This is a genomic window from Salinarimonas sp. NSM (genome assembly GCF_052380005.1).
GTDB lineage: Bacteria > Pseudomonadota > Alphaproteobacteria > Rhizobiales > Beijerinckiaceae > Salinarimonas.
Map to the genome: position 1 here is coordinate 20,755 of NZ_JBQTCJ010000007.1, position 16,618 is coordinate 37,372.

20 protein-coding genes and 1 pseudogene are annotated in these 16,618 nt (G+C 72.9%); 11 read left to right on the top strand and 10 right to left on the bottom strand.

The genetic code is table 11. The annotated features are described in order from the left end of the window. Positions 1 to 9: 9 nt before the first annotated feature. Positions 10 to 735, top strand: a complete 726-nt coding sequence (locus ACTZWW_RS04765; protein ID WP_444779796.1) for an NAD-dependent deacylase — start codon at positions 10 to 12, stop codon at positions 733 to 735. Between the two features lie 18 nt (positions 736 to 753). On the opposite strand, the gene ACTZWW_RS04770 is transcribed toward ACTZWW_RS04765, so the two are convergent. After that, positions 754 to 1,920 (bottom strand): acetyl-CoA acetyltransferase, encoded by a 1,167-nt coding sequence (locus ACTZWW_RS04770; RefSeq protein ID WP_444779797.1) that lies wholly within the window; start codon positions 1,918 to 1,920, stop codon positions 754 to 756. Between the two features lie 226 nt (positions 1,921 to 2,146). Between ACTZWW_RS04770 and ACTZWW_RS04775 the strand changes: the two genes are divergently transcribed. The 6 genes from ACTZWW_RS04775 (at position 2,147) to ACTZWW_RS04800 (ending at position 6,174) form a co-directional block, all read left to right on the top strand. Next, the gene (locus tag ACTZWW_RS04775) at positions 2,147 to 3,061 is read left to right on the top strand and encodes a DMT family transporter (protein ID WP_444779798.1); all 915 of its coding nucleotides are present in this window, start codon (positions 2,147 to 2,149) and stop codon (positions 3,059 to 3,061) included. Positions 3,062 to 3,198: 137 nt separating this feature from the next. Beyond that, entirely contained in the window at positions 3,199 to 3,441 is a 243-nt protein-coding gene (locus tag ACTZWW_RS04780; RefSeq protein WP_444779799.1) for a hypothetical protein, read from the top strand. Between the two features lie 20 nt (positions 3,442 to 3,461). Then, positions 3,462 to 3,983 carry a hypothetical protein gene (locus ACTZWW_RS04785; RefSeq protein WP_444779800.1) on the top strand — a complete coding sequence of 174 codons (522 nt, stop codon included), beginning with the start codon at positions 3,462 to 3,464 and terminating at the stop codon, positions 3,981 to 3,983. Between the two features lie 41 nt (positions 3,984 to 4,024). Continuing rightward, complete coding sequence (locus ACTZWW_RS04790; RefSeq protein WP_444779801.1) at positions 4,025 to 4,162, top strand: hypothetical protein; 138 nt, start codon at positions 4,025 to 4,027, stop codon at positions 4,160 to 4,162. A gap of 160 nt (positions 4,163 to 4,322) precedes the next feature. Then, entirely contained in the window at positions 4,323 to 4,898 is a 576-nt protein-coding gene (gene mobB, locus ACTZWW_RS04795; RefSeq protein ID WP_444779802.1) for a molybdopterin-guanine dinucleotide biosynthesis protein B, read from the top strand. A 13-nt stretch (positions 4,899 to 4,911) separates the two neighbouring features. Continuing rightward, entirely contained in the window at positions 4,912 to 6,174 is a 1,263-nt protein-coding gene (locus ACTZWW_RS04800; protein ID WP_444779803.1) for a molybdopterin molybdotransferase MoeA, read from the top strand. Here the strand turns inward: ACTZWW_RS04800 and ACTZWW_RS04805 are convergent. The 9 genes from ACTZWW_RS04805 to ACTZWW_RS04845 all read right to left on the bottom strand — a co-directional run bounded on the left by ACTZWW_RS04805 (position 6,171) and on the right by ACTZWW_RS04845 (position 14,618). After that, a complete protein-coding gene (locus ACTZWW_RS04805) occupies positions 6,171 to 6,347 on the bottom strand; it encodes a hypothetical protein (RefSeq protein WP_444779804.1) in 177 nt (58 codons plus the stop codon). The two genes, ACTZWW_RS04800 and ACTZWW_RS04805, sit on opposite strands and share 4 nt — an antisense overlap. Before the next feature lie 58 nt (positions 6,348 to 6,405). Then, on the bottom strand, positions 6,406 to 7,071 hold the full coding sequence (mobA, locus tag ACTZWW_RS04810; RefSeq protein WP_444779805.1) for a molybdenum cofactor guanylyltransferase MobA: 666 nt from the start codon (positions 7,069 to 7,071) through the stop codon (positions 6,406 to 6,408). Then, positions 7,061 to 7,960, bottom strand: coding sequence for a formate dehydrogenase accessory sulfurtransferase FdhD (locus ACTZWW_RS04815; protein ID WP_444779806.1), 900 nt, complete (start codon positions 7,958 to 7,960; stop codon positions 7,061 to 7,063). The genes mobA and ACTZWW_RS04815 overlap by 11 nt, the downstream gene beginning before the upstream one ends. Beyond that, positions 7,957 to 8,313: a hypothetical protein gene (locus tag ACTZWW_RS04820; RefSeq protein WP_444779807.1), complete on the bottom strand. Its 357-nt coding sequence runs from the start codon at positions 8,311 to 8,313 to the stop codon at positions 7,957 to 7,959. Before ACTZWW_RS04820 ends, ACTZWW_RS04815 begins: the two co-directional genes overlap by 4 nt. Before the next feature lie 10 nt (positions 8,314 to 8,323). Then, positions 8,324 to 8,995 carry an FRG domain-containing protein gene (locus tag ACTZWW_RS04825; RefSeq protein WP_444779808.1) on the bottom strand — a complete coding sequence of 224 codons (672 nt, stop codon included), beginning with the start codon at positions 8,993 to 8,995 and terminating at the stop codon, positions 8,324 to 8,326. A gap of 167 nt (positions 8,996 to 9,162) precedes the next feature. After that, positions 9,163 to 10,293: an Mrp/NBP35 family ATP-binding protein gene (locus tag ACTZWW_RS04830; protein ID WP_444779809.1), complete on the bottom strand. Its 1,131-nt coding sequence runs from the start codon at positions 10,291 to 10,293 to the stop codon at positions 9,163 to 9,165. 80 nt (positions 10,294 to 10,373) lie between these two features. Beyond that, on the bottom strand, positions 10,374 to 11,642 hold the full coding sequence (locus ACTZWW_RS04835; protein ID WP_444779810.1) for a c-type cytochrome: 1,269 nt from the start codon (positions 11,640 to 11,642) through the stop codon (positions 10,374 to 10,376). Between the two features lie 7 nt (positions 11,643 to 11,649). Continuing rightward, positions 11,650 to 13,611, bottom strand: a complete 1,962-nt coding sequence (locus ACTZWW_RS04840; protein WP_444779811.1) for a molybdopterin biosynthesis protein — start codon at positions 13,609 to 13,611, stop codon at positions 11,650 to 11,652. After that, positions 13,608 to 14,618 carry a molybdopterin-binding protein gene (locus tag ACTZWW_RS04845; protein WP_444779812.1) on the bottom strand — a complete coding sequence of 337 codons (1,011 nt, stop codon included), beginning with the start codon at positions 14,616 to 14,618 and terminating at the stop codon, positions 13,608 to 13,610. The genes ACTZWW_RS04840 and ACTZWW_RS04845 overlap by 4 nt, the downstream gene beginning before the upstream one ends. Before the next feature lie 190 nt (positions 14,619 to 14,808). Here ACTZWW_RS04845 and ACTZWW_RS04850 point away from each other — a divergent pair, with 190 nt between their 5' ends. The 4 genes and pseudogenes from ACTZWW_RS04850 to ACTZWW_RS04865 all read left to right on the top strand — a co-directional run bounded on the left by ACTZWW_RS04850 (position 14,809) and on the right by ACTZWW_RS04865 (position 16,577). Continuing rightward, positions 14,809 to 15,273 (top strand): VOC family protein, encoded by a 465-nt coding sequence (locus ACTZWW_RS04850; protein WP_444779813.1) that lies wholly within the window; start codon positions 14,809 to 14,811, stop codon positions 15,271 to 15,273. 14 nt (positions 15,274 to 15,287) lie between these two features. Beyond that, positions 15,288 to 15,638: a DUF1428 domain-containing protein gene (locus ACTZWW_RS04855; RefSeq protein ID WP_444779814.1), complete on the top strand. Its 351-nt coding sequence runs from the start codon at positions 15,288 to 15,290 to the stop codon at positions 15,636 to 15,638. Positions 15,639 to 15,684: 46 nt separating this feature from the next. Next, positions 15,685 to 16,083, top strand: a pseudogene (locus tag ACTZWW_RS04860) (GFA family protein); the annotation flags it as partial. A 62-nt stretch (positions 16,084 to 16,145) separates the two neighbouring features. Further along, positions 16,146 to 16,577 carry a VOC family protein gene (locus tag ACTZWW_RS04865; RefSeq protein WP_444779815.1) on the top strand — a complete coding sequence of 144 codons (432 nt, stop codon included), beginning with the start codon at positions 16,146 to 16,148 and terminating at the stop codon, positions 16,575 to 16,577. The last annotated feature ends 41 nt before the right edge of the window (positions 16,578 to 16,618 follow it).

Here is a 16,618-nt window from a genome sequence, read left to right on the forward strand (position 1 = left end):
AACAGCCGGATGCAGCGCATCGATCACGTCTTCATGCTCACCGGCGCCGGGATCTCCGCCGAGAGCGGGCTCGGCACCTTTCGCGACGTCGGCGGCATCTGGGCGACGTTCGATCCCATGACGCTCGCCACGCCGGAAGCCTTCGCCCGCGACCCTGAAACGGTCCAGGCCTTCTACGACGCCCGCCGCCGGAACCTGCTGGCGGCCGAGCCGAACCCGGCGCACCATGCGCTCGCCCGGCTGGAGGCCGGCCTCGCGGCGCGGGGCGGACGTCTCACGCTCGTCACCCAGAACATCGACGACCTGCACGAGCGTGCCGGACACCGCGAGGTGCTGCACATGCACGGCGAGCTGCTGAAGGCGCGCTGCACGTCCTGCGAAGCGGTGGCGGAGGTCCGCGCGGACCTCTCGACGGCGGACACCTGCGGCGCCTGCGGGCGCGCGGGTACCCTGCGGCCCCACGTCGTCTGGTTCGGCGAGATCCCCTTCCACCTCGACACGATCGAGGAGCGGCTGATGGCGGCGGACCTGTTCGTCGCCATCGGCACGTCCGGCGCGGTCTACCCGGCCGCCGGCCTCGTCGGGGCGGCGCGGCAGTCGGGGATCGCGACCCGCGACATCAACCTCGAGCCCTCGGACAACGCCCATCTGTTCGACGAGCGGGATTACGGCCGCGCGAGCGAGACCGTGCCGCGCTGGGTGGACGCGGTGCTCGGCACGGGCCGCTCGCCCTGAGGGCGGCGGCACGCCGCCTCAGCGCACCCGCTCGAGGACCGACACGTAGTTCGCCACCGCCGCGCCGCCCATGTTGAAGATGCCGCCGAGGCGAGCGTCCTTCACCTGGATGCCGCCGGCCTCGCCGACGAGCTGCATGGCGGATAGGACGTGCATCGACACGCCCGTGGCGCCGATCGGGTGGCCCTTGGCCTTGAGCCCGCCGGACGGGTTCACGGGGAGCTTGCCGTCCTTGCGCGTCCAGCCCTCGGCGACGGCGCGGGCGCCCTGCCCCTCCGGCACGAGGCCCATCGCCTCGTACTCGATCAGCTCGGCGATGGTGAAGCAGTCGTGCGTCTCGACGAAGGAGAGATCGCCGAGCGTCACCCCCGCCTCCGCCAGGGCCCGCTGCCAGGCCACCGCGCAGCCCTCGAACTTGAGGATGTCGCGCTTGGACATCGGCAGGAAATCCTGCGCGTGCGCGGTGGCGCGGAAGCCCACCGCCCGGTGCATCGCCATGGCGCTGTCGATGTCGGCGATGACGAGCGCGGCGGCGCCGTCGGAGACGAGCGAGCAGTCGGTGCGCTTGAGCGGCCCGGCCACGAAGGGGTTCTTCTCGCTTTCGGCACGGCAGAAGGCGAAGCCGAGGTCCTTGCGCATCTGGGCGTAGGGATTGTCGACGCCGTTGGCGTGGTTCTTCGCCGCGATGCCCGCGAGCGCGTCGGACTGGTCGCCCCAGCGCTGGAAGTAGGCCGCCGCGATCTTGCCGAAGACGCCCGCGAAGCCCGCCGGGGTGTCGCCGTCCTCGGGCAGGTAGGAGGCCTTGAGCAGGTTCTTGCCGATCTCCGGCCCCGGCGTCGTGGTCATCTGCTCGACGCCGACGACGAGCACGCGGCGCGCGCGGCCCGCCTCGATCGTCTTCAAGGCCTGCTGCACGGCGGCGGAGCCGGTGGCGCAGGCGTTCTCGACGCGGGTGGCCGGCTTGAAGCGGAACAGGTCGGAGGCCTGGAGCACGAGGCCGGCGGTGAAGTCCTGCGCCGAGAAGCCCGCGTTGAAGTGGCCGAGGACGATCTCGTCGATGTCCTCCGGCCCGATCTCCGCGTGGGCGAGCGCCTCGCGCGCGACACGCACGATCAGGCTCTCGACGGTCTCGGCGTCCTGCTTGCCGAAGGGCGTGTGGGCCCAGCCCACGATGGCGGCTCTCATGGCGTCCTCTCTCAGGGATCCGGGGCGGCGTCTTCTCGGGGCGCCGTCCGCGCGCGCGTCGTTCGCCCAATGTGCGTGCGCGGGCGCCACGCGGCAAGAGGTCCGGCGGGCGCGGCGGCCACGCGGGTCAGGTGTGCCGCCGACGCCGTTCAGCGACGGCGCGCCACGCGCTAGGATGGCCCATCGTCCCGCCACCGAACCGCCCTCCACCGGATCACCCACCCCCATGCCCGCCCCGCGCGCCTCGACGCTCTCCGCCCTGACGACCCCCGGCGCGCGCGCCGGCATCCTGGTGATGCTCCTCGCGATGCTCCTGTTCGCGGTGAACGACACGCTCGGCAAGTGGCTCGTCGCCACCTATTCCGCCGGGCAGGTACTGCTGATCCGCAGCCTCGCCGCGCTCGTCGTGCTCGCGCCCTTCCTGATGCGCACGAGCCCCACCGCGCTGCTGCGGCCGGAGCGCCCGCGCCTGCAGGCGCTGCGCGTGGCGCTCTCGACGCTGGAGGTGTTCTGCTTCTACGTCGCGGTGGCATACCTGCCGCTCGCCGACGTGCTCACCTACTGGATGGCGGCGCCGATCTGGGTCGCGGCGCTCTCGCCCCTCGTGCTCGGCGAGCGGGTCGGCTGGCGGCGCTGGAGCGCCATCGTGGTCGGTTTCGTCGGCGTGGTGATCGCGCTCGAGCCCTCACGCGCGACGATCTCGGCGGCGGCGGGCGTGTCGATCGTCGGCTCGCTCGCCTTCGCGGGGATGATGCTGCTCTCGCGGGTGCTGCGCGGCACGCCCGACACCACGCTCGTGCTCTGGCAGACGACCGGAGCCGGGCTCGCCGGGCTCGTGCTCGCGCCCTTCGCGTGGGTCTCGCCGACACCGCTCGACCTCGGCCTGCTGGCCCTGCTCGGCGTGCTCTCGATGATGGGCCACGTCGCGGTCAACCGGGCCTTCAAGCTCGCGGACGCAGCGACGGTCGTGCCCTATCAGTACACGCTGCTGTTCTTCGCCGCCGTGCTCGGCTTCCTCGTCTTCGGCGACGTGCCGCGCCCCGCGCTGATGCTCGGCGCGGCGATCATCGTGGCGGCGGGGGTGTACATCTTCCTGCGCGAGCGGGCGGTTGCGCGGCGGGAGCGCGAGCCCGGCCGATGATCGCAAGATCTCACCGTCGATTATCCTTGTATTCGGCGGGGAAGGGTCTTAGCATGACCGGGAGAGGTGAAGAACCGGCCTCCTCGCGGTGGATGTCCACCCCCGCCGGCTCCGTATTCCTCTCTCCAGGAGCCTTCATGCCCGAACGTCGCGGTGGCGAGAGCCCCGCCCACAGGTACGCGCTCCACCAGGAGGTGCGGCTCTTCGCGACGCGTTTCTCCGGCGTGCGCGCCAGCGAGACCGGGGTGTACCGGATCACCCGGCTGATGCCCTTCGACGAGCGCGGCGAGCCGTCCTACCGGATCGAGGGCAGGGGCTCCGGGGTCCGGGCGGTGCGCGAGAGCGAGATCGAGCGGCACGTCTCGCCGTTCCGCGCCTGAGCGCCGCCGGAACCCGCCGGATGGACCACGACCCCACATCGCTCGACCACCACCGCGGCGCCGCGGGCCGCAGGGCGACCGAGCTGCGGCGCCTCCACGCGCGGATCGAGGCCGATCAGGCCGCCGTGCGTGCGAGCCGGTCCGAGCTCGAGGTGCTGCTCGCCACGACACCCGCCGAGACGCTCGGGGACGCGCTCGAGACCGCACGCTATCTGCTCGAGCTCTTCGCCGGCGGCGCGAGCGCGGCCGAGCCCAGCCGACGCCGGCTGATCGCCCGCACGCTGATAGACCTGGACCGGCTCGCCGGCGACGGCGGGTCGGATGCGGGTTCGGACCTGGGCGAGAAGCGCGCCGTCGGGCGCGGCGGCCGCGGCGGCTCGGGGCGCAGGGTCGCGAAGCCCGCCGGCGAACGCCCCCCGCCCGCCGCGCAGCGCGACGTGGTCACGTCGATGGCGTCGCACCGCGGCCCCAGACATCCGAACGAGCCGCCGAGCGACGGCGCCCCTGCGCCACGGGCCCCCGGCGACGATCGAGACGCATGACGGGCCGCGATCCGCGAGCCGATGCACGAGGAGATATCGAGATGGCAAAAGGTCAGATGCGCGGCAACAAGGAAGTGCGCAAGCCCAAGACGAAGAAGGAAGCCGCCCCGGCGCCGACCGGCTTCGCCAAGGGCGCGCTCACCGCCACCGCGGCGACCGCCCCCAAGAAGAAGGGCTGAGCCGCGGGGCGTTCGACGGACATCGCCCCGCCTTCATGCGAAGGCCGGCAGGTCGAGCCGTCCGGGCCGAGCCTCGGCACGGCGGCGCGCGCGTTCGCCCGCGACAAGCGTGTTCGCGCGCGCTAGAACCGTCGCCGGTTCATCGGACGTGAAGGATCCCATGTCGGCACCCACGCGCGTGATCGGGCTCGCCGGGTGGAGCGGTGCGGGCAAGACGACGCTTCTCGCGAAGCTCATCCCGGTCCTCGTCGCCCGCGGCGTCGAGGTGTCGACGCTCAAGCACGCCCACCACGCCTTCGACGTCGACCAGCCGGGCAAGGACAGCCATACGCATCGCGCGGCCGGAGCGCGGGAGGTTCTCGTCGCCTCCGGGCGACGCTTCGCCCTCATGCGGGAATACGCGCCCGGCGAGGCGGAGCCGCCGCTCGGCGCCCTGCTGGCGCGGCTCGCGCCGGTCGATCTCGTCATCGTCGAGGGCTTCAAGTCCTGGGGGCACCCCAAGATCGAGGTCTTCCGCGCGGCGACCGGAAAGCCGCCCCTCCATGGGCGGGCCCCCGCCGTGCGCGCGATCGCGAGCGACGTCGCGCTGCCGGACGCACCCGTGCCGGTCGTGCCCCTCGACGACGTCGAGGCGATCGCCGACGTGGCCCTGCGCGAGGCGCTCGACCGCGACACCCTGCTCGCCATGCTGGCCGAGGCCCCCGCGCCCGCCCGCCTGAAGCCTTCCCGCGCCTGAAGGAGCGAGATCGATGGCACAGCTCTCGAACGACTGCTTCGCCTTCGGCGGCGCACTGATGCGGGTCGACGAGGCGCGCGCGCTCATGGCCGCGCGGCTCTCGCCGGTCGCCCGCGTCGAGCGGGTGTCGCTCGCCGAGGCGGACGGGCGCGTGCTCGCCGACGACGTCTCGGCCCCGATCCCGCTGCCGCCCTTCTTCAACGCGGCGGTCGACGGCTGGGCCGTGCGCCACGCCGACCTCGCGCCGGGCGGTGAGACGCGCCTGCCGGTCGCGGGACGCCTGCCCGCCGGCGCAACGCCGGGCGCGGGCGGCGCGGGGGTCTCGCGCGGCACGGCGCTGCGCATCTTCACCGGCGCGGCGATGCCGGACGGCTTCGACACGGTGTTCATGCAGGAGGACGCCGTGCGCGAGGAGGGCGACGTCGTGCTTCCCCCGGGCCTGAAGCCCGGCGCCAACGCGCGGCCCGCCGGAGAGGACATCGAGGCCGGCGCGCTGGCGCTCCCCGCCGGCCGTCGCATCGGCCCGCGCGACCTCGCGCTCCTCGCCGGCCTCGGCATCGCCGACGTCGCGGTGCGCGCGCCCCTGCGCGTCGGCGTGTTCTCCACCGGCGACGAGCTCGTCGTGCCGGGCGAGGCGCTCGGCCCCGCGCGGCTCTACGACGCCAACCGATTCATGCTCCTCGCGCTGGCGCGCCGGGCCGGCTGCGCCGTGCGCGACCTCGGCATCCTGCCCGACCGGCGCGAGGCGGTCTCGGCCGCGCTCGCCGCCGCGGCTGCGGACGTCGACATGCTGGTGACGTCGGGGGGCGTCTCCACCGGCGAGGAGGATCACGTGAAGGCGGCGGTGGAGGCGACCGGCGCGCTGACCTTCTGGCGCGTCGGCATCAAGCCGGGCCGCCCCGTGGCGCTCGGCGTGGTGGACGGCAAGGCCTTCATCGGCCTGCCGGGGAACCCGGCCGCGGTGTTCGTGACCTTCGCGATGCTGGCGCGCCCGCTCGTCGCCCGGCTCGCGGGGGAGGCCTGGCGGCCGCCGACGTCCTTCCCCGTGCGCGCCGGATTCGCCTACGCCAAGAAGGCGGGACGGCGCGAGTACGTGCGCTGCACGCTCGCGCCGGACGGCGCCGGCGGGCTCGTCGCCCGCAAGCACCCGCGCGAGGGCGCGGGCGTGATCACGTCGCTGACCCAGACGAGCGGGCTCGTCGAGCTACCCGAGGACGTGACGCGCGTCGCGCAGGGCGAGACGGTGGCGTTCCTGCCCTACGGGGCGCTGGTCTAGCTGCGGGACGAGTACCAGTCCGTGCCGACGAGGTTGTGGCCCGGATCGCCGACGCGCGCGCCGTTGGTGGCGTAGGCGTCCGCGGCGGTGGACTGATAGGTGGTCTCGAGCAGCCAGGCCGCGCCGACGGCGACGGCGAGCGCCACGACGAGCGAGGCGAGGAAAGCTTTCATCGGGGTGTCCTCCCGGACGTTTTCGGTCCCCCACTCTTGCCGCGAAACGGCACCGCTTTCAAGATCTTGGCGCACGATCCGGGCCGGTTCCGGCCTGCCCGCCACCCGCCAGGAGCCGCTCCGCTTCCGCGATGTCCTCGGGCGTGTTGGCGTTGAAGAACGGGTCGAGGGGCTCCACCGGCCAGGCCGCGTGCGCGATGCCGTGGCGAGCGGTCCAGCGGTCGATCTTGCGCATGTCCTCGACGACGAGGGCATGGCGCAGGTCCTCGCGCAGGTCGACGCGCCAGAGCGCGTTCGTCGGGTGCGTGCGCCCACCGCTCTCGGGGCAGGCGAGCGGCGTGCCCGCGGCCGCGCGCGCGGCGTGCAGGCGCGCGGCGAAGTCGTGCGGCACGAAGGGCGTGTCGGCGGCGAGCGTCGCCACATAGGCGATCTCCGGCCGGTTCTCCGCCGCCCAGTCGAGACCGGCGAGCACGCCCGCGAGGGGGCCGGCGAAGCCCTCGACCGTGTCGGCGACGACCGTGAGCCCGGTCTGCGCGAAACGGGCCGGGTCGCCGTTGGCGTTGAGGACGAGGCCGTCGCATTGCGGGGCGAGCCGCTCGATGGCGCGATCGAGGATCGTGCGCCCGCCGATCGTCCGTAGCGGCTTGTCGCCCCCGCCCATGCGCCGTGCGAGCCCGCCGGCGAGGAGGACGCCGAGCGTCGGAGGATGCGTCTCAGTCGTCACCGCCGGCTCCCTCCTTCGACCCCTTGCGGCGAGACTTCGCGCTCTCGTCCGCGACGTAGGCGAGGTCCTGGTCGAACACGATCCGCTCCTCGCCGGCCAACGCCACGAACCGCTTGCCCCGCGCGCGGCCGATCAGGGTGAGCCCCGTGCGCCGCGCGAGCTCGACGCCCCAGGCGGTGAAGCCCGAGCGCGAGACGAGGATGGGGATGCCCATGCGCACGGTCTTGATCACCATCTCCGAGGTGAGCCGGCCCGTGGTGTAGAAGATCTTGTCCGCCCCGGTCTCGCCGTGGCGGTACATCCAGCCCGCGATCTTGTCGACGGCGTTGTGGCGCCCGACGTCCTCCATGTAGACCAGCGGGTCGTCGGCCCGCGCGAGCACGCAGCCGTGGATCGCCCCCGCCTCAAGGTAGAGCGAGGGCGTCGTGTTGATGGCGTGCGTGAGGCGGTAGAGCCAGGAGGTGCGCAGGCTGGCCTTCGGCAGCACGATCTCGTCGAGAGCCTCCATCAGGTCACCGAAGGTGGTGCCCTGGGCGCAGCCGGAGGTCTGGGTGCGCTTCTTCAGCTTGTCCTCGAAATTGGTCTCGCGCTCGGTGCGCACGACGACGACCTCGAGATCCTCGTCGTAGTCGACGTCGGTGACGACGTCGTCGGCTTTCAGCATGTTCTGGTTGAGCAGGTAACCGATCGCCAGGTATTCGGGATAGTCCCCGATCGTCATCATCGTGACGATCTCCTGGGCGTTCAGGTACAGCGTCAGCCCCCGCTCGACGGTGACGGCGGTCTCGACCGGGCGACCGGCCTCGTCGATGCCGGTCACCTTGCGGGTGAGGCGGGGGTCGGAGGGGTCGGGGGTGATGCGGTGGGGGTGGTCGGGACGAGGGGTCATGGGGGCTCGATACCGCTGCCGATGTAGAAGGAGCGCACGCTCACGTCCGCTTCGTCTATCACCGCACGTTCGCCCTCGAAATGGCCTTCGAATCGCGCCGGGAAGGCATCAGTCTCCTCGAACGCATCATCTCCGTGCACCTTCAGGATCACGTAGATGTTCATGATGCCGCTGAAACGGTCACCTTTGAGGATGATCGAGTCGGGATTGGCTCGAATGCCGTCGAGAACGGTCTCATCCGACAGCTCCGCGAGCTTGCGCCACTCCGGCGTTCCGGCGATGCGATAGACCTCTGCCGCATCGAGGATCGCCTCGACCTTGGCATGTCTCTGCTTTGCGGCCTTGAGCGACATGTCCGGTACCTCAGTAGTTGAACGCGCCGACCGCAACGCCGTTGGCGAACTGCCACGCGAGGGTCCCGCCGATGCCGTCGAGGTCCGCCTCGATGGCGCTCGACTCGACCGCCAGCTGGAACAGCTTGCGCTCGAAATACTGCCTGAACGCGGCGTCGATGTCGAAGTGGTCGATTCGCGACGCCGCCGTCGAACGCCGTTGCCAAGCCAACGTCGGATGCGGGTGTACCGTGAAGAGGCCGCGCTGCGCGACGATGCGCGGGGTGACGGCAGGCGGAACGAACGTGCGAACACGGGCTACGCCGAATGGATCGGGCTCGGACGCGAGGTCTACGAGGCGAGGGGCTTGCGCTGCGAACACGCGAGCGGTCGTGTGCCTCGGCTGGCTCGTCACCGCGAAATAGGCGCCCACCAGCGGATTCGTCGTCCAGTCCAAAAGACGCGTCGGCAGCCCATGATGTTGCCCCAGCGCGAGAACATCCCAATCCGTCAGCACCGAAATGCCGACGAACTGGTGCGCTCGGCGCTTGAAGTTGCGAAACACCGCGAGCTCCTTCTCGAGTGCGTACACTCCGGGCTCACGACCGACCTTCGGGACGAGCCGGTGTCTCGCGGCATCGGCGACCCCACGGAAGATCCAGTGATCCTGGCGATGCTTGTCGACGAATGCAAGAAATTGCATCCAAGCATCTCTACGACGACGCAGAAGCAGAGCTGATTCCGTCACGGCCATATCGACGAGCCCTCACTGCGTCGACATTCTGCACAGGGGTCTCCTCCATGCAACCTTTACCCCTGTGGGATAGCAACGTCTCGACTCAGCTGAGACTTGGCTCGCGCCCGGCGAGATCACTCCCAAACAATCCTCGGCGCAACCCTCGCGCGTCCTCCCGACAACGCCCCCCACACCTTCTCCGCGATCCCGCGATAGACGCGCGCATGCGGCCCGTCCGGGTCGAGCGCCGTCACCGGGCGGCCGGCGTCGGAGGTCTCGCGGATGGTCATGTTCAGCGGCACCTCGCCCAGGAACGGCACGCCGAGCTTCGCCGCTTCCGCCGCCGCGCCGCCGTGGCCGAAGATGTGGCTCGTCTCCCCGCAATGGGGGCAGACGAAGGTCGCCATGTTCTCGACGATGCCGAGGATCGGGATCTGGGTGCGCTGGAACATCGCCACGCCGCGCCGGGCGTCGATCAGGGCTAGGTCCTGCGGCGTCGAGACGATGACGGCGCCCGCGAGCGGGGTCGCCTGCGCCATGGTCAGCTGCGCGTCGCCGGTGCCCGGCGGCATGTCGACGACGAGCACGTCGAGCTCGCCCCAGGCGACCTCGCGCAGCATCTGGGTGATGGCCGACATCACCATCGGCCCGCGCCAGATCATCGGCGTCTCTTCCTCGACCATGAAGCCGATCGACATCACCTTGACGCCCCAGCCGTCGAGCGGCTCGAGGATGCGGCCCGAGAGCACGCGGGGCTTGCCGTGCAGGCCGAAGAGCTTGGGCATCGAGGGGCCGTAGATGTCGGCGTCCAGGATGCCGACCGAGAGCCCCATCGCGCGCAGGCCGAGCGCGAGGTTGCAGGCCGTCGTCGACTTGCCGACGCCACCCTTGCCCGACGCCACCGCGATCACGTGCTTCACGCCCGGGATGCCTTGCGCCTTCGGCTGCGGTGGGCTCGCCGGGCGGCCGGGCTGGACGCCCGCGCGGGCGGGCGTCGTGGAGGAGGGGCCCTTCGGCACGGGGCGATCGGCGGTGAGGGTCGCGAGCACCGTCGCGTCGCCCGCGACCGTGCGCGCGGCGTCCTCCGCGGCCTTGCGCACGCCCTCCATCGCCTGGGCCTCGGTCGGGTCGATGGCGATCGAGAACATCACCCGCCCGCCCTCGACGACGACGTCGGAGAGGCGCCCGGATGCGACGAGCGTGCCCCCGCTCGCGGGAAGCCGGACGGCGGCGAGCGCCTGCAGGACCTGTTCTCTCGTCGTCACGGGCGCATCCCTCCGGAAATCACGTGCGTCGGCCTGATCTAGTGCGTCCCGCCCCCATCCCGCAACGGCGGGCGTGACGGTCAGCGGGTGACCTCGGCCAGGAAGTCGACGAGCGCCTGCCTGTCCTCGGCCGCGAGGATGCGCTGCTCGGGCATCTTCGAGCCGGGCGTGTAGGCCGTCGGGCCCTGCTCGAAGAGGGCGGCGACGGTCTGCGGCGTCCAGACGATGTCCATCGCGACGAGCGCCGGCGAGTAGTCGTAGCCCTCCGCCGTGCCGATGCGCCGGCCGAAGATGCCCGCCAGCGTCGGACCCGCGCGCTCGCCTTCGTCCTCCGAGAGCGTGTGGCAGGCCGCGCAGGCGCGGAACACCTCCGCCCCGCGCGAGCCGGCGAAGCGCGCGAGCGGGTCCTCGGCGCCCGACAGGATCGGCCCGCCTATGGGCTCGCCGGTGCGCGCGTCCCAGGCGCGCACCACGGCGTCGCCGCCACCGGTATAGAGCGTCTCGCCGTCGGGCGCGAAGGCGGCCGACCAGACCGGGAGCCCCGGTCCGACGAGGGTGAACATCACGGCCCGCGCCGCGACGTCGATCACCGCGACCGAGCCCCGGATCGTCGCCGCCGCGAGGCGCGAGCCGTCCGGCGAGAGGGCGAGGGCGATGATCGGCAGGGGCTGCGTCTCGATCTGCGCCAGCGTCTCGCCCGCGGGCGAGAGGAGGCGCACGACACCGTCGGCGCCGCCCGCCGCGATCGTGCCGTCGGGGGCGATCGCGAGCGCGTTGAGCGGCGTCGGCAGCTGGATCACCCGCGCCGGGTCGCCGCCCTCGGGCCAGATCCGCAGCGTCGCGTCGTAGCCGGCGCTGACGAGGGTGCCGTCCGGCGCGAAGGCGACGGCGTTGACCTGGCCGCCATGGCCGGTCAGAACGCGCGCCGTGCCGTCGGTGAGCGGCGTGAGGCGCACCGCGCCGTCCCATCCGGCGGAGGCGAGCGTCTCTCCGTCGGGCGAGACCGCGAGGCCGGCGACCGGCGCCTCGTGCGCGGCCTCGACCCGCACGGGATCGGCCACGCCGAGCCGCCAGAAGGCGATCCGCCCGTCGGCGCCGCCGGTGGCGATGGCGTCTTCGGGGAGGAACGCGACCGCGTTCACCGCCCCGTCGTGATGGCGCAGCACCCGCGCCGCCGCTTCGCGGCCGAGGTCCCAGACGATGGCGCGGTTGTCGAAGGAGCCCGATACGGCGACGTCGCCCACAGGCGCGACCGCGAGCGCCCGGACCGGCCCTCCGTGGCCGCGCATCTCGGCGGAGGCGCTTCCCCCGGCGGCGATCAGGCACAGGGCGACGAGGACGGCACGCATCGACGGGTCAGCTCCTCGGAGCGGGGGTGAATCCGAGCGCGCGCAGGGCGGCGTCGGTCTCGGGTGCTGCGAGGGCCGCGAGGAAGGCGGCGACGCCGCGCCTCTCGCGGCGTGCCTCGACGAGCGCGAAATCGTAGTGCTCTTCCGCCAGCGGCAGGAAGCCGAGCCCGTAGGCCTCCGCCACGGGCGCGATGGCGAGGCCCCAATCGGCGCGCCCCTGCACGACCGCGGCGGCGACGGCGTTGTGCGACCGCGGCTGGTTCCAGTAGCCGTCGGGCCGGGCGCCGGCGAGGAGGCCGTCCAGCAGGATGCGCGTGCCGGCACCCTGGTTGCGGCCGACCATCAGGCAATCCGGGGCATCCTTCGCCGCCGCCACCGCCGCGCGCGCGTCCTCGCCTTCGAACCGCGCGTCGCCCTTTCGGAAGACGACGCCCTGCATCCGCCTCCAGCCGGGAACGAGCGCGAGCCCCTCGCCGAGGAAGGGCGCGTTGTAGGTCCCGCTCCTCGGATCGAGCAGGTGGATCGGCGCGAGATCGCACTCCCCGCGCTTCGCCGCCGCGAGCCCACCGAGGCTGCCCACCGCGATCACCCGCGCCGCGACGCCCGGCAGCCGCGCGATCACCGCGTCGAGCCCGGTGCAATGGCTCCCCGCGACCACGAAATCGGGCACGCGCACCGTCGGCGTGAGGAGCCGTATGTCGACTTCCGCACCGGCGGGGAGCGCGTCCGCCAGCGCCTCGATGGCGAGGAAGCCGTCCGCCTGCGCGAAGGTCGTCACCGAGCCGGAGCCCTTTCCCGTCGGATAGGCGACGAGCCCGTCCTCGCCGTCGACGAGCGCGCTCATGACGTACTCCGTGCGGCCGATGTCGGAGGCGATGCGCACCGGCACGCGGGCGCGTAGGCTCGCCTCCGCGCGAGCGGGGAGCCCGGCGAGGATGCGCAGGACGGGCGCGATCATGTCGTGGAAGGTGAACATCGCCGAGGTGGGGAAGCCCGGCAGCACCACGACCGCCTTTCCGTCGCACACCGCGAGGCACAGCGGCTTGCCGGGCTTCAACGCCACGCCGTGCGCGACGATCCCCGGCGCGCCGAGGCCGGCGACGGCCCGGTAGGTGAGGTCTCCCGCGCCCTTCGAGGTGCCACCCGACAGGATCACCGCGTCGCACGCGGCGTGCGCGCGCCGGAGCGCCGCCTCGAGCGCCGCCGGCTCGTCGGGGACGATGCCGTACGGTACCGGCGTGCAGCCGCATTCCGCGATCGCGGCGGCGATCACGGGGCCGTTGGCGTCGTAGATCCGCGCCGGCGCCAGCGCCTCGCCCGGCGCGACGAGCTCGTCGCCGGTCGAGAGCACCGCGACGCGCGGCCGGGCGAAGACCGGGACGCGCGCGATCCCCACCGCCGCCAGCATGCCGATCTCGCGCGCGCCGACGACCGTCCCCGCCCGCAGCAGCATCTCGCCGCGCGCGATGTCGGAGCCGGCGAAGGCGACGAACTGGCCCGGGTTCGCGGCGCGCCGCACGGCGATGGACGGCCCTTCGGGGGTGTCGAGCGGGCGGGTGTGCTCGATCATCACGACCGCGTCGGCGCCGCGGGGGATCGGCCCGCCCGTGGCGATCGGTGTCGCGCGGCCGGACGTCACCGAAATCGTCGGCGCGACGCCGCAGGCGATCGTCTCGGCGTTCAGGAGAAGCGTCGCCGGCGCGGCCTCCGACGCACCCGCGAGATCCGCCGCGCGCACCGCGAAGCCGTCGACGCCGGAGCGGTCGAAGGGCGGCGCGTCGACCGGGGCGTGGACATCCGCGGCCAGCGGCAGACCGAGCGCGTCGGCGAGCGCGACCTCGGTCGGGCGCAGCGGCGCGGGGGCGAGGGCCTGCGCGAAGCGGGCGGCGGCGTCCTCGCGCGAGCGCACGGTGAGGAACTGCTCCTGGGAGCGGCTCGGGTCGTGCGGAGCGGCGGGCGTGTCGGTCATGGCAGCGGCCGGGCGTCGAGGATCGCGCCGTCGGCATAGCCTTCCGCCTCGGGAGGCACCAGCGCCCAGGCGTCGGCGCGCGCGAATGCCGCGAGCCCGAGATCGCCGACCGCGAGCGGGACGAAGCGGCCGTCGGCCTCCCGAACCAGCAGGACGATCTCCGCGAGGCCCACGGTCGAGGTGACCGGCGCGGCGAGGCGGACGGGCGTCGTCGCGGCGGGGGCGCCACCGGCGAGGTCCGCGAGCGCGTGAGGGAGCAGCGCCAGCGCGGCGCCGAGCGCGTCGCTCTCGAGCGCCGGCAGATGCGCGACGAGCGCGCCGCGCGCCTCCCGAGCGAGACGCGCGGTCTCCCCGGGGCGGAGCGCGAGCCCGTCGGCGACGACCGGCTCCCCTCCCCCGTGAGCGTCCCCGCCGCGCGCCAGCACGAGATCCGCCTCGCCTTCCGCGACCTCCCCGCCGAGTGACGCGACCAGCGGCGCCATCGTCGCCACGCCGTCGAGGCGCACCCGCGGCCGGCGGACGGCCACGGTCTCGACCCCGAGCACCGCGAGAACCGTGGCGTCGCTCGCCCGCAGTCGATGCCCGGCGCGCAGGATCGGCACGCCGGCCCGCGCGTCCTCGCCGGCGCGCCGTACGTCGGTACCGGGCGCGACCTCGGCCATGAGCTCGGCGATCGGCCCCTCCGAGAGCGCCCCCTCGGGCAGGATCGCGTCGCAGCCCGGCGGCAGCGCCGCGCCGGCCGCGATCCGGGCGGGCGGCATCGCGCAGGCGGCGGGGGCGTACGGGGAGGCGCCGATCGTGTCCGCCGCGGCGACGGCGAAACCCGCCCGCCGCGCCAGCGCCGTCGCCGGCACGTCCCCCCGCGCGACGACGTCCTGCGCGAGGACGGCGCCGATGGCGTCCTCCGGCGCGCAGGCGATCGGCGCCACGGGACGCACGCCGTCGAGCCAGCGCGCGAGGGCGACGGCGAGCGGCACGAGCGGCTTTGGCGATCGGGTCGGGGTCACGGCGGGTCCGGGCGCCGGCGGACGATGCGGCATCCGTATCTCTACAGAGTCTCCCGGACGAGCGGAAGGGGCGCCTCGCGGCACCACCCGTGCGCGGACCCGAAAGTCCGCGCATCGACCGAAACCGCTGGACTCGCGCTCGAAGAGTTGATATCAACCTATATCGAGGGTCGAAACAGCGAGGCACGCCATGTCGCTTCCGGAAACCAAGGTTCGCACCTGCTGGTGGTTCGGCGGCGACGGCCGCGATGCGGCGATGCTCTACGTGGCGCTCATCCCCCACAGTCGCATCGAGCGCGTGGTCGAGCGGGACGGCGTGCCCCTCGTCATCGAGCTCACGCTCGCGGGCACGCCGATGATGATCCTGAACGCCGCGCCCGGCGCAGAGCGGACCCATGCGGCCTCGATCAGCGTCTCGACGGAAGACCAAGCCGAGACCGACCGGCTCTGGGCAGCATTGACGGCCGACGGCGGAGCCGAGGTGGCCTGCGGCTGGCTGACGGACCGCTGGGGCGTGTCCTGGCAGATCGTCCCGCGGCGCCTGCCGGAGATGCTGGCGAGCGACGACCGCGCCGCGGCCGAGCGCGCCTTCGCCGCCATGCAGCGGATGGTCAAGATCGACATCGCCGCCCTCGAGGCGGCCTATCGCGCCTGAACGGAGGATCGCTCATGTACGTCGATGGTTTCGTGGCCGCCGTGCCGACCGCCAACAGGGAGGCCTACCGCGCGCACGCCGAGGCCGCCGCGATCGTGTTCAAGGAGCACGGGGCGCTCTCGCTCGTCGAATGCTGGGGGGACGACGTGCCCGAAGGCAAGGTCAACTCGCTGCACACGGCCGTCCTGCGCAGGGACGACGAGACGGTGGTGTTCTCGTGGATCACCTGGCCGGACAAGGCCGCGCGAGACGCGGGGATGCAGAAGGTGTTCGGCGATCCGCGCATGGCGCCGGAGAACAATCCGATGCCCTTCGACGGATCGCGGATGATCTTCGGTGGGTTCGAGATGATCGTGGGGCCGTGACGCAGGTATCGTCGCGGCGGGGCGGCGAGCCGGAGGGGCATGCGTCATGCTGATCGGGACATGCCACTGCCGGGCGACCGGATGGCGGCTCGCGGGCGATCCCGGCACGATCACGGTGTGCAATTGCACGCTCTGCCGACGCTGGGGCGCGCTGTGGGCCTACGACTTCGAGGACGAGCGCATCCGCCTCTCCGGTGAGAGCGCCGTCTATACCCGCGCGGAGCGGACCGATCCGCATCTCGAGTTCCGCTTCTGCCCGACCTGCGCCTGCGTCCTAGCCTGGCGGGAGCGCGCGCCCGGCGCGGACGGGCGCCGGCGCATGGCGGTCAACGTGCGGCTCGCGCCGCCCGAGGCCGTCGCGGAGCTGAGGATCGACTATTTCGACGGGCTCGACACGTTCGAGGACCTGCCGGTCGACGGCCGCTGCGTGCGCCATTTCTGGTTCCGCGCCGACGACCCCGAGGCGGGCCGAGCCGCCCCCGACGCTGCACCGGAAGGACCCTGACCATGGAACCGACGATCTACCTGTTCTTCGACGGCGACTGCCTGCCCGCGATGCGCCGCTACGCGGACGTGCTCGGAGGCCGCATCGAGGGCGTTCTCCTCAACGCCGACGCGCCGGACGCGCAGAGCCGCATGCCCGGGGGCGACGACCTCGTCATGAACATGAGCCTGCGGCTCGGATCCACGACCATCATGGCCTCGGACGCGCCCGCAGACTGGTACCGGACGCCGCAGGGCTTCCGCGTGCACGTCGAGACGACGTCGCAGGCCGAGTTCGACCGCGTCTTCGATGCGCTCGGCGCCGACGCGCGCGAGGTCGCCATGCCGCCCGGCGAAACGTTCTGGGCGGAGCGCTTCGCGATGTTCACCGACGAGCACGGCACGCCGTGGATGCTGAGCTTCACGGGGGCGAAGGCGGAGCCGGACGCGGGTTGATCCCGGCGCGTCGCCGCCCTGCCGAGGGCGGCGACGCGAAC

Bases quoted from the DNA above. Each gene is read 5' to 3' on its own strand.
- ACTZWW_RS04785 (WP_444779800.1), top strand. From the start codon at position 3,462: ATGGACCACGACCCCACATCGCTCGACCACCACCGCGGCGCCGCGGGC.
- ACTZWW_RS04850 (WP_444779813.1), top strand. From the start codon at position 14,809: ATGTCGCTTCCGGAAACCAAGGTTCGCACCTGCTGGTGGTTCGGCGGC.
- ACTZWW_RS04815 (WP_444779806.1), bottom strand. From the start codon at position 7,960: ATGACCCCTCGTCCCGACCACCCCCACCGCATCACCCCCGACCCCTCC.
- ACTZWW_RS04780 (WP_444779799.1), top strand. From the start codon at position 3,199: ATGCCCGAACGTCGCGGTGGCGAGAGCCCCGCCCACAGGTACGCGCTC.
- ACTZWW_RS04770 (WP_444779797.1), bottom strand. From the start codon at position 1,920: ATGAGAGCCGCCATCGTGGGCTGGGCCCACACGCCCTTCGGCAAGCAG.
- ACTZWW_RS04825 (WP_444779808.1), bottom strand. From the start codon at position 8,995: ATGCAATTTCTTGCATTCGTCGACAAGCATCGCCAGGATCACTGGATC.
- ACTZWW_RS04820 (WP_444779807.1), bottom strand. From the start codon at position 8,313: ATGTCGCTCAAGGCCGCAAAGCAGAGACATGCCAAGGTCGAGGCGATC.
- ACTZWW_RS04855 (WP_444779814.1), top strand. From the start codon at position 15,288: ATGTACGTCGATGGTTTCGTGGCCGCCGTGCCGACCGCCAACAGGGAG.
- ACTZWW_RS04800 (WP_444779803.1), top strand. From the start codon at position 4,912: ATGGCACAGCTCTCGAACGACTGCTTCGCCTTCGGCGGCGCACTGATG.
- mobB (WP_444779802.1), top strand. From the start codon at position 4,323: ATGTCGGCACCCACGCGCGTGATCGGGCTCGCCGGGTGGAGCGGTGCG.
- ACTZWW_RS04865 (WP_444779815.1), top strand. From the start codon at position 16,146: ATGGAACCGACGATCTACCTGTTCTTCGACGGCGACTGCCTGCCCGCG.
- ACTZWW_RS04775 (WP_444779798.1), top strand. From the start codon at position 2,147: ATGCCCGCCCCGCGCGCCTCGACGCTCTCCGCCCTGACGACCCCCGGC.
- ACTZWW_RS04790 (WP_444779801.1), top strand. From the start codon at position 4,025: ATGGCAAAAGGTCAGATGCGCGGCAACAAGGAAGTGCGCAAGCCCAAG.
- ACTZWW_RS04835 (WP_444779810.1), bottom strand. From the start codon at position 11,642: ATGCGTGCCGTCCTCGTCGCCCTGTGCCTGATCGCCGCCGGGGGAAGC.
- ACTZWW_RS04805 (WP_444779804.1), bottom strand. From the start codon at position 6,347: ATGAAAGCTTTCCTCGCCTCGCTCGTCGTGGCGCTCGCCGTCGCCGTC.
- ACTZWW_RS04765 (WP_444779796.1), top strand. From the start codon at position 10: ATGCAGCGCATCGATCACGTCTTCATGCTCACCGGCGCCGGGATCTCC.
- ACTZWW_RS04840 (WP_444779811.1), bottom strand. From the start codon at position 13,611: ATGACCGACACGCCCGCCGCTCCGCACGACCCGAGCCGCTCCCAGGAG.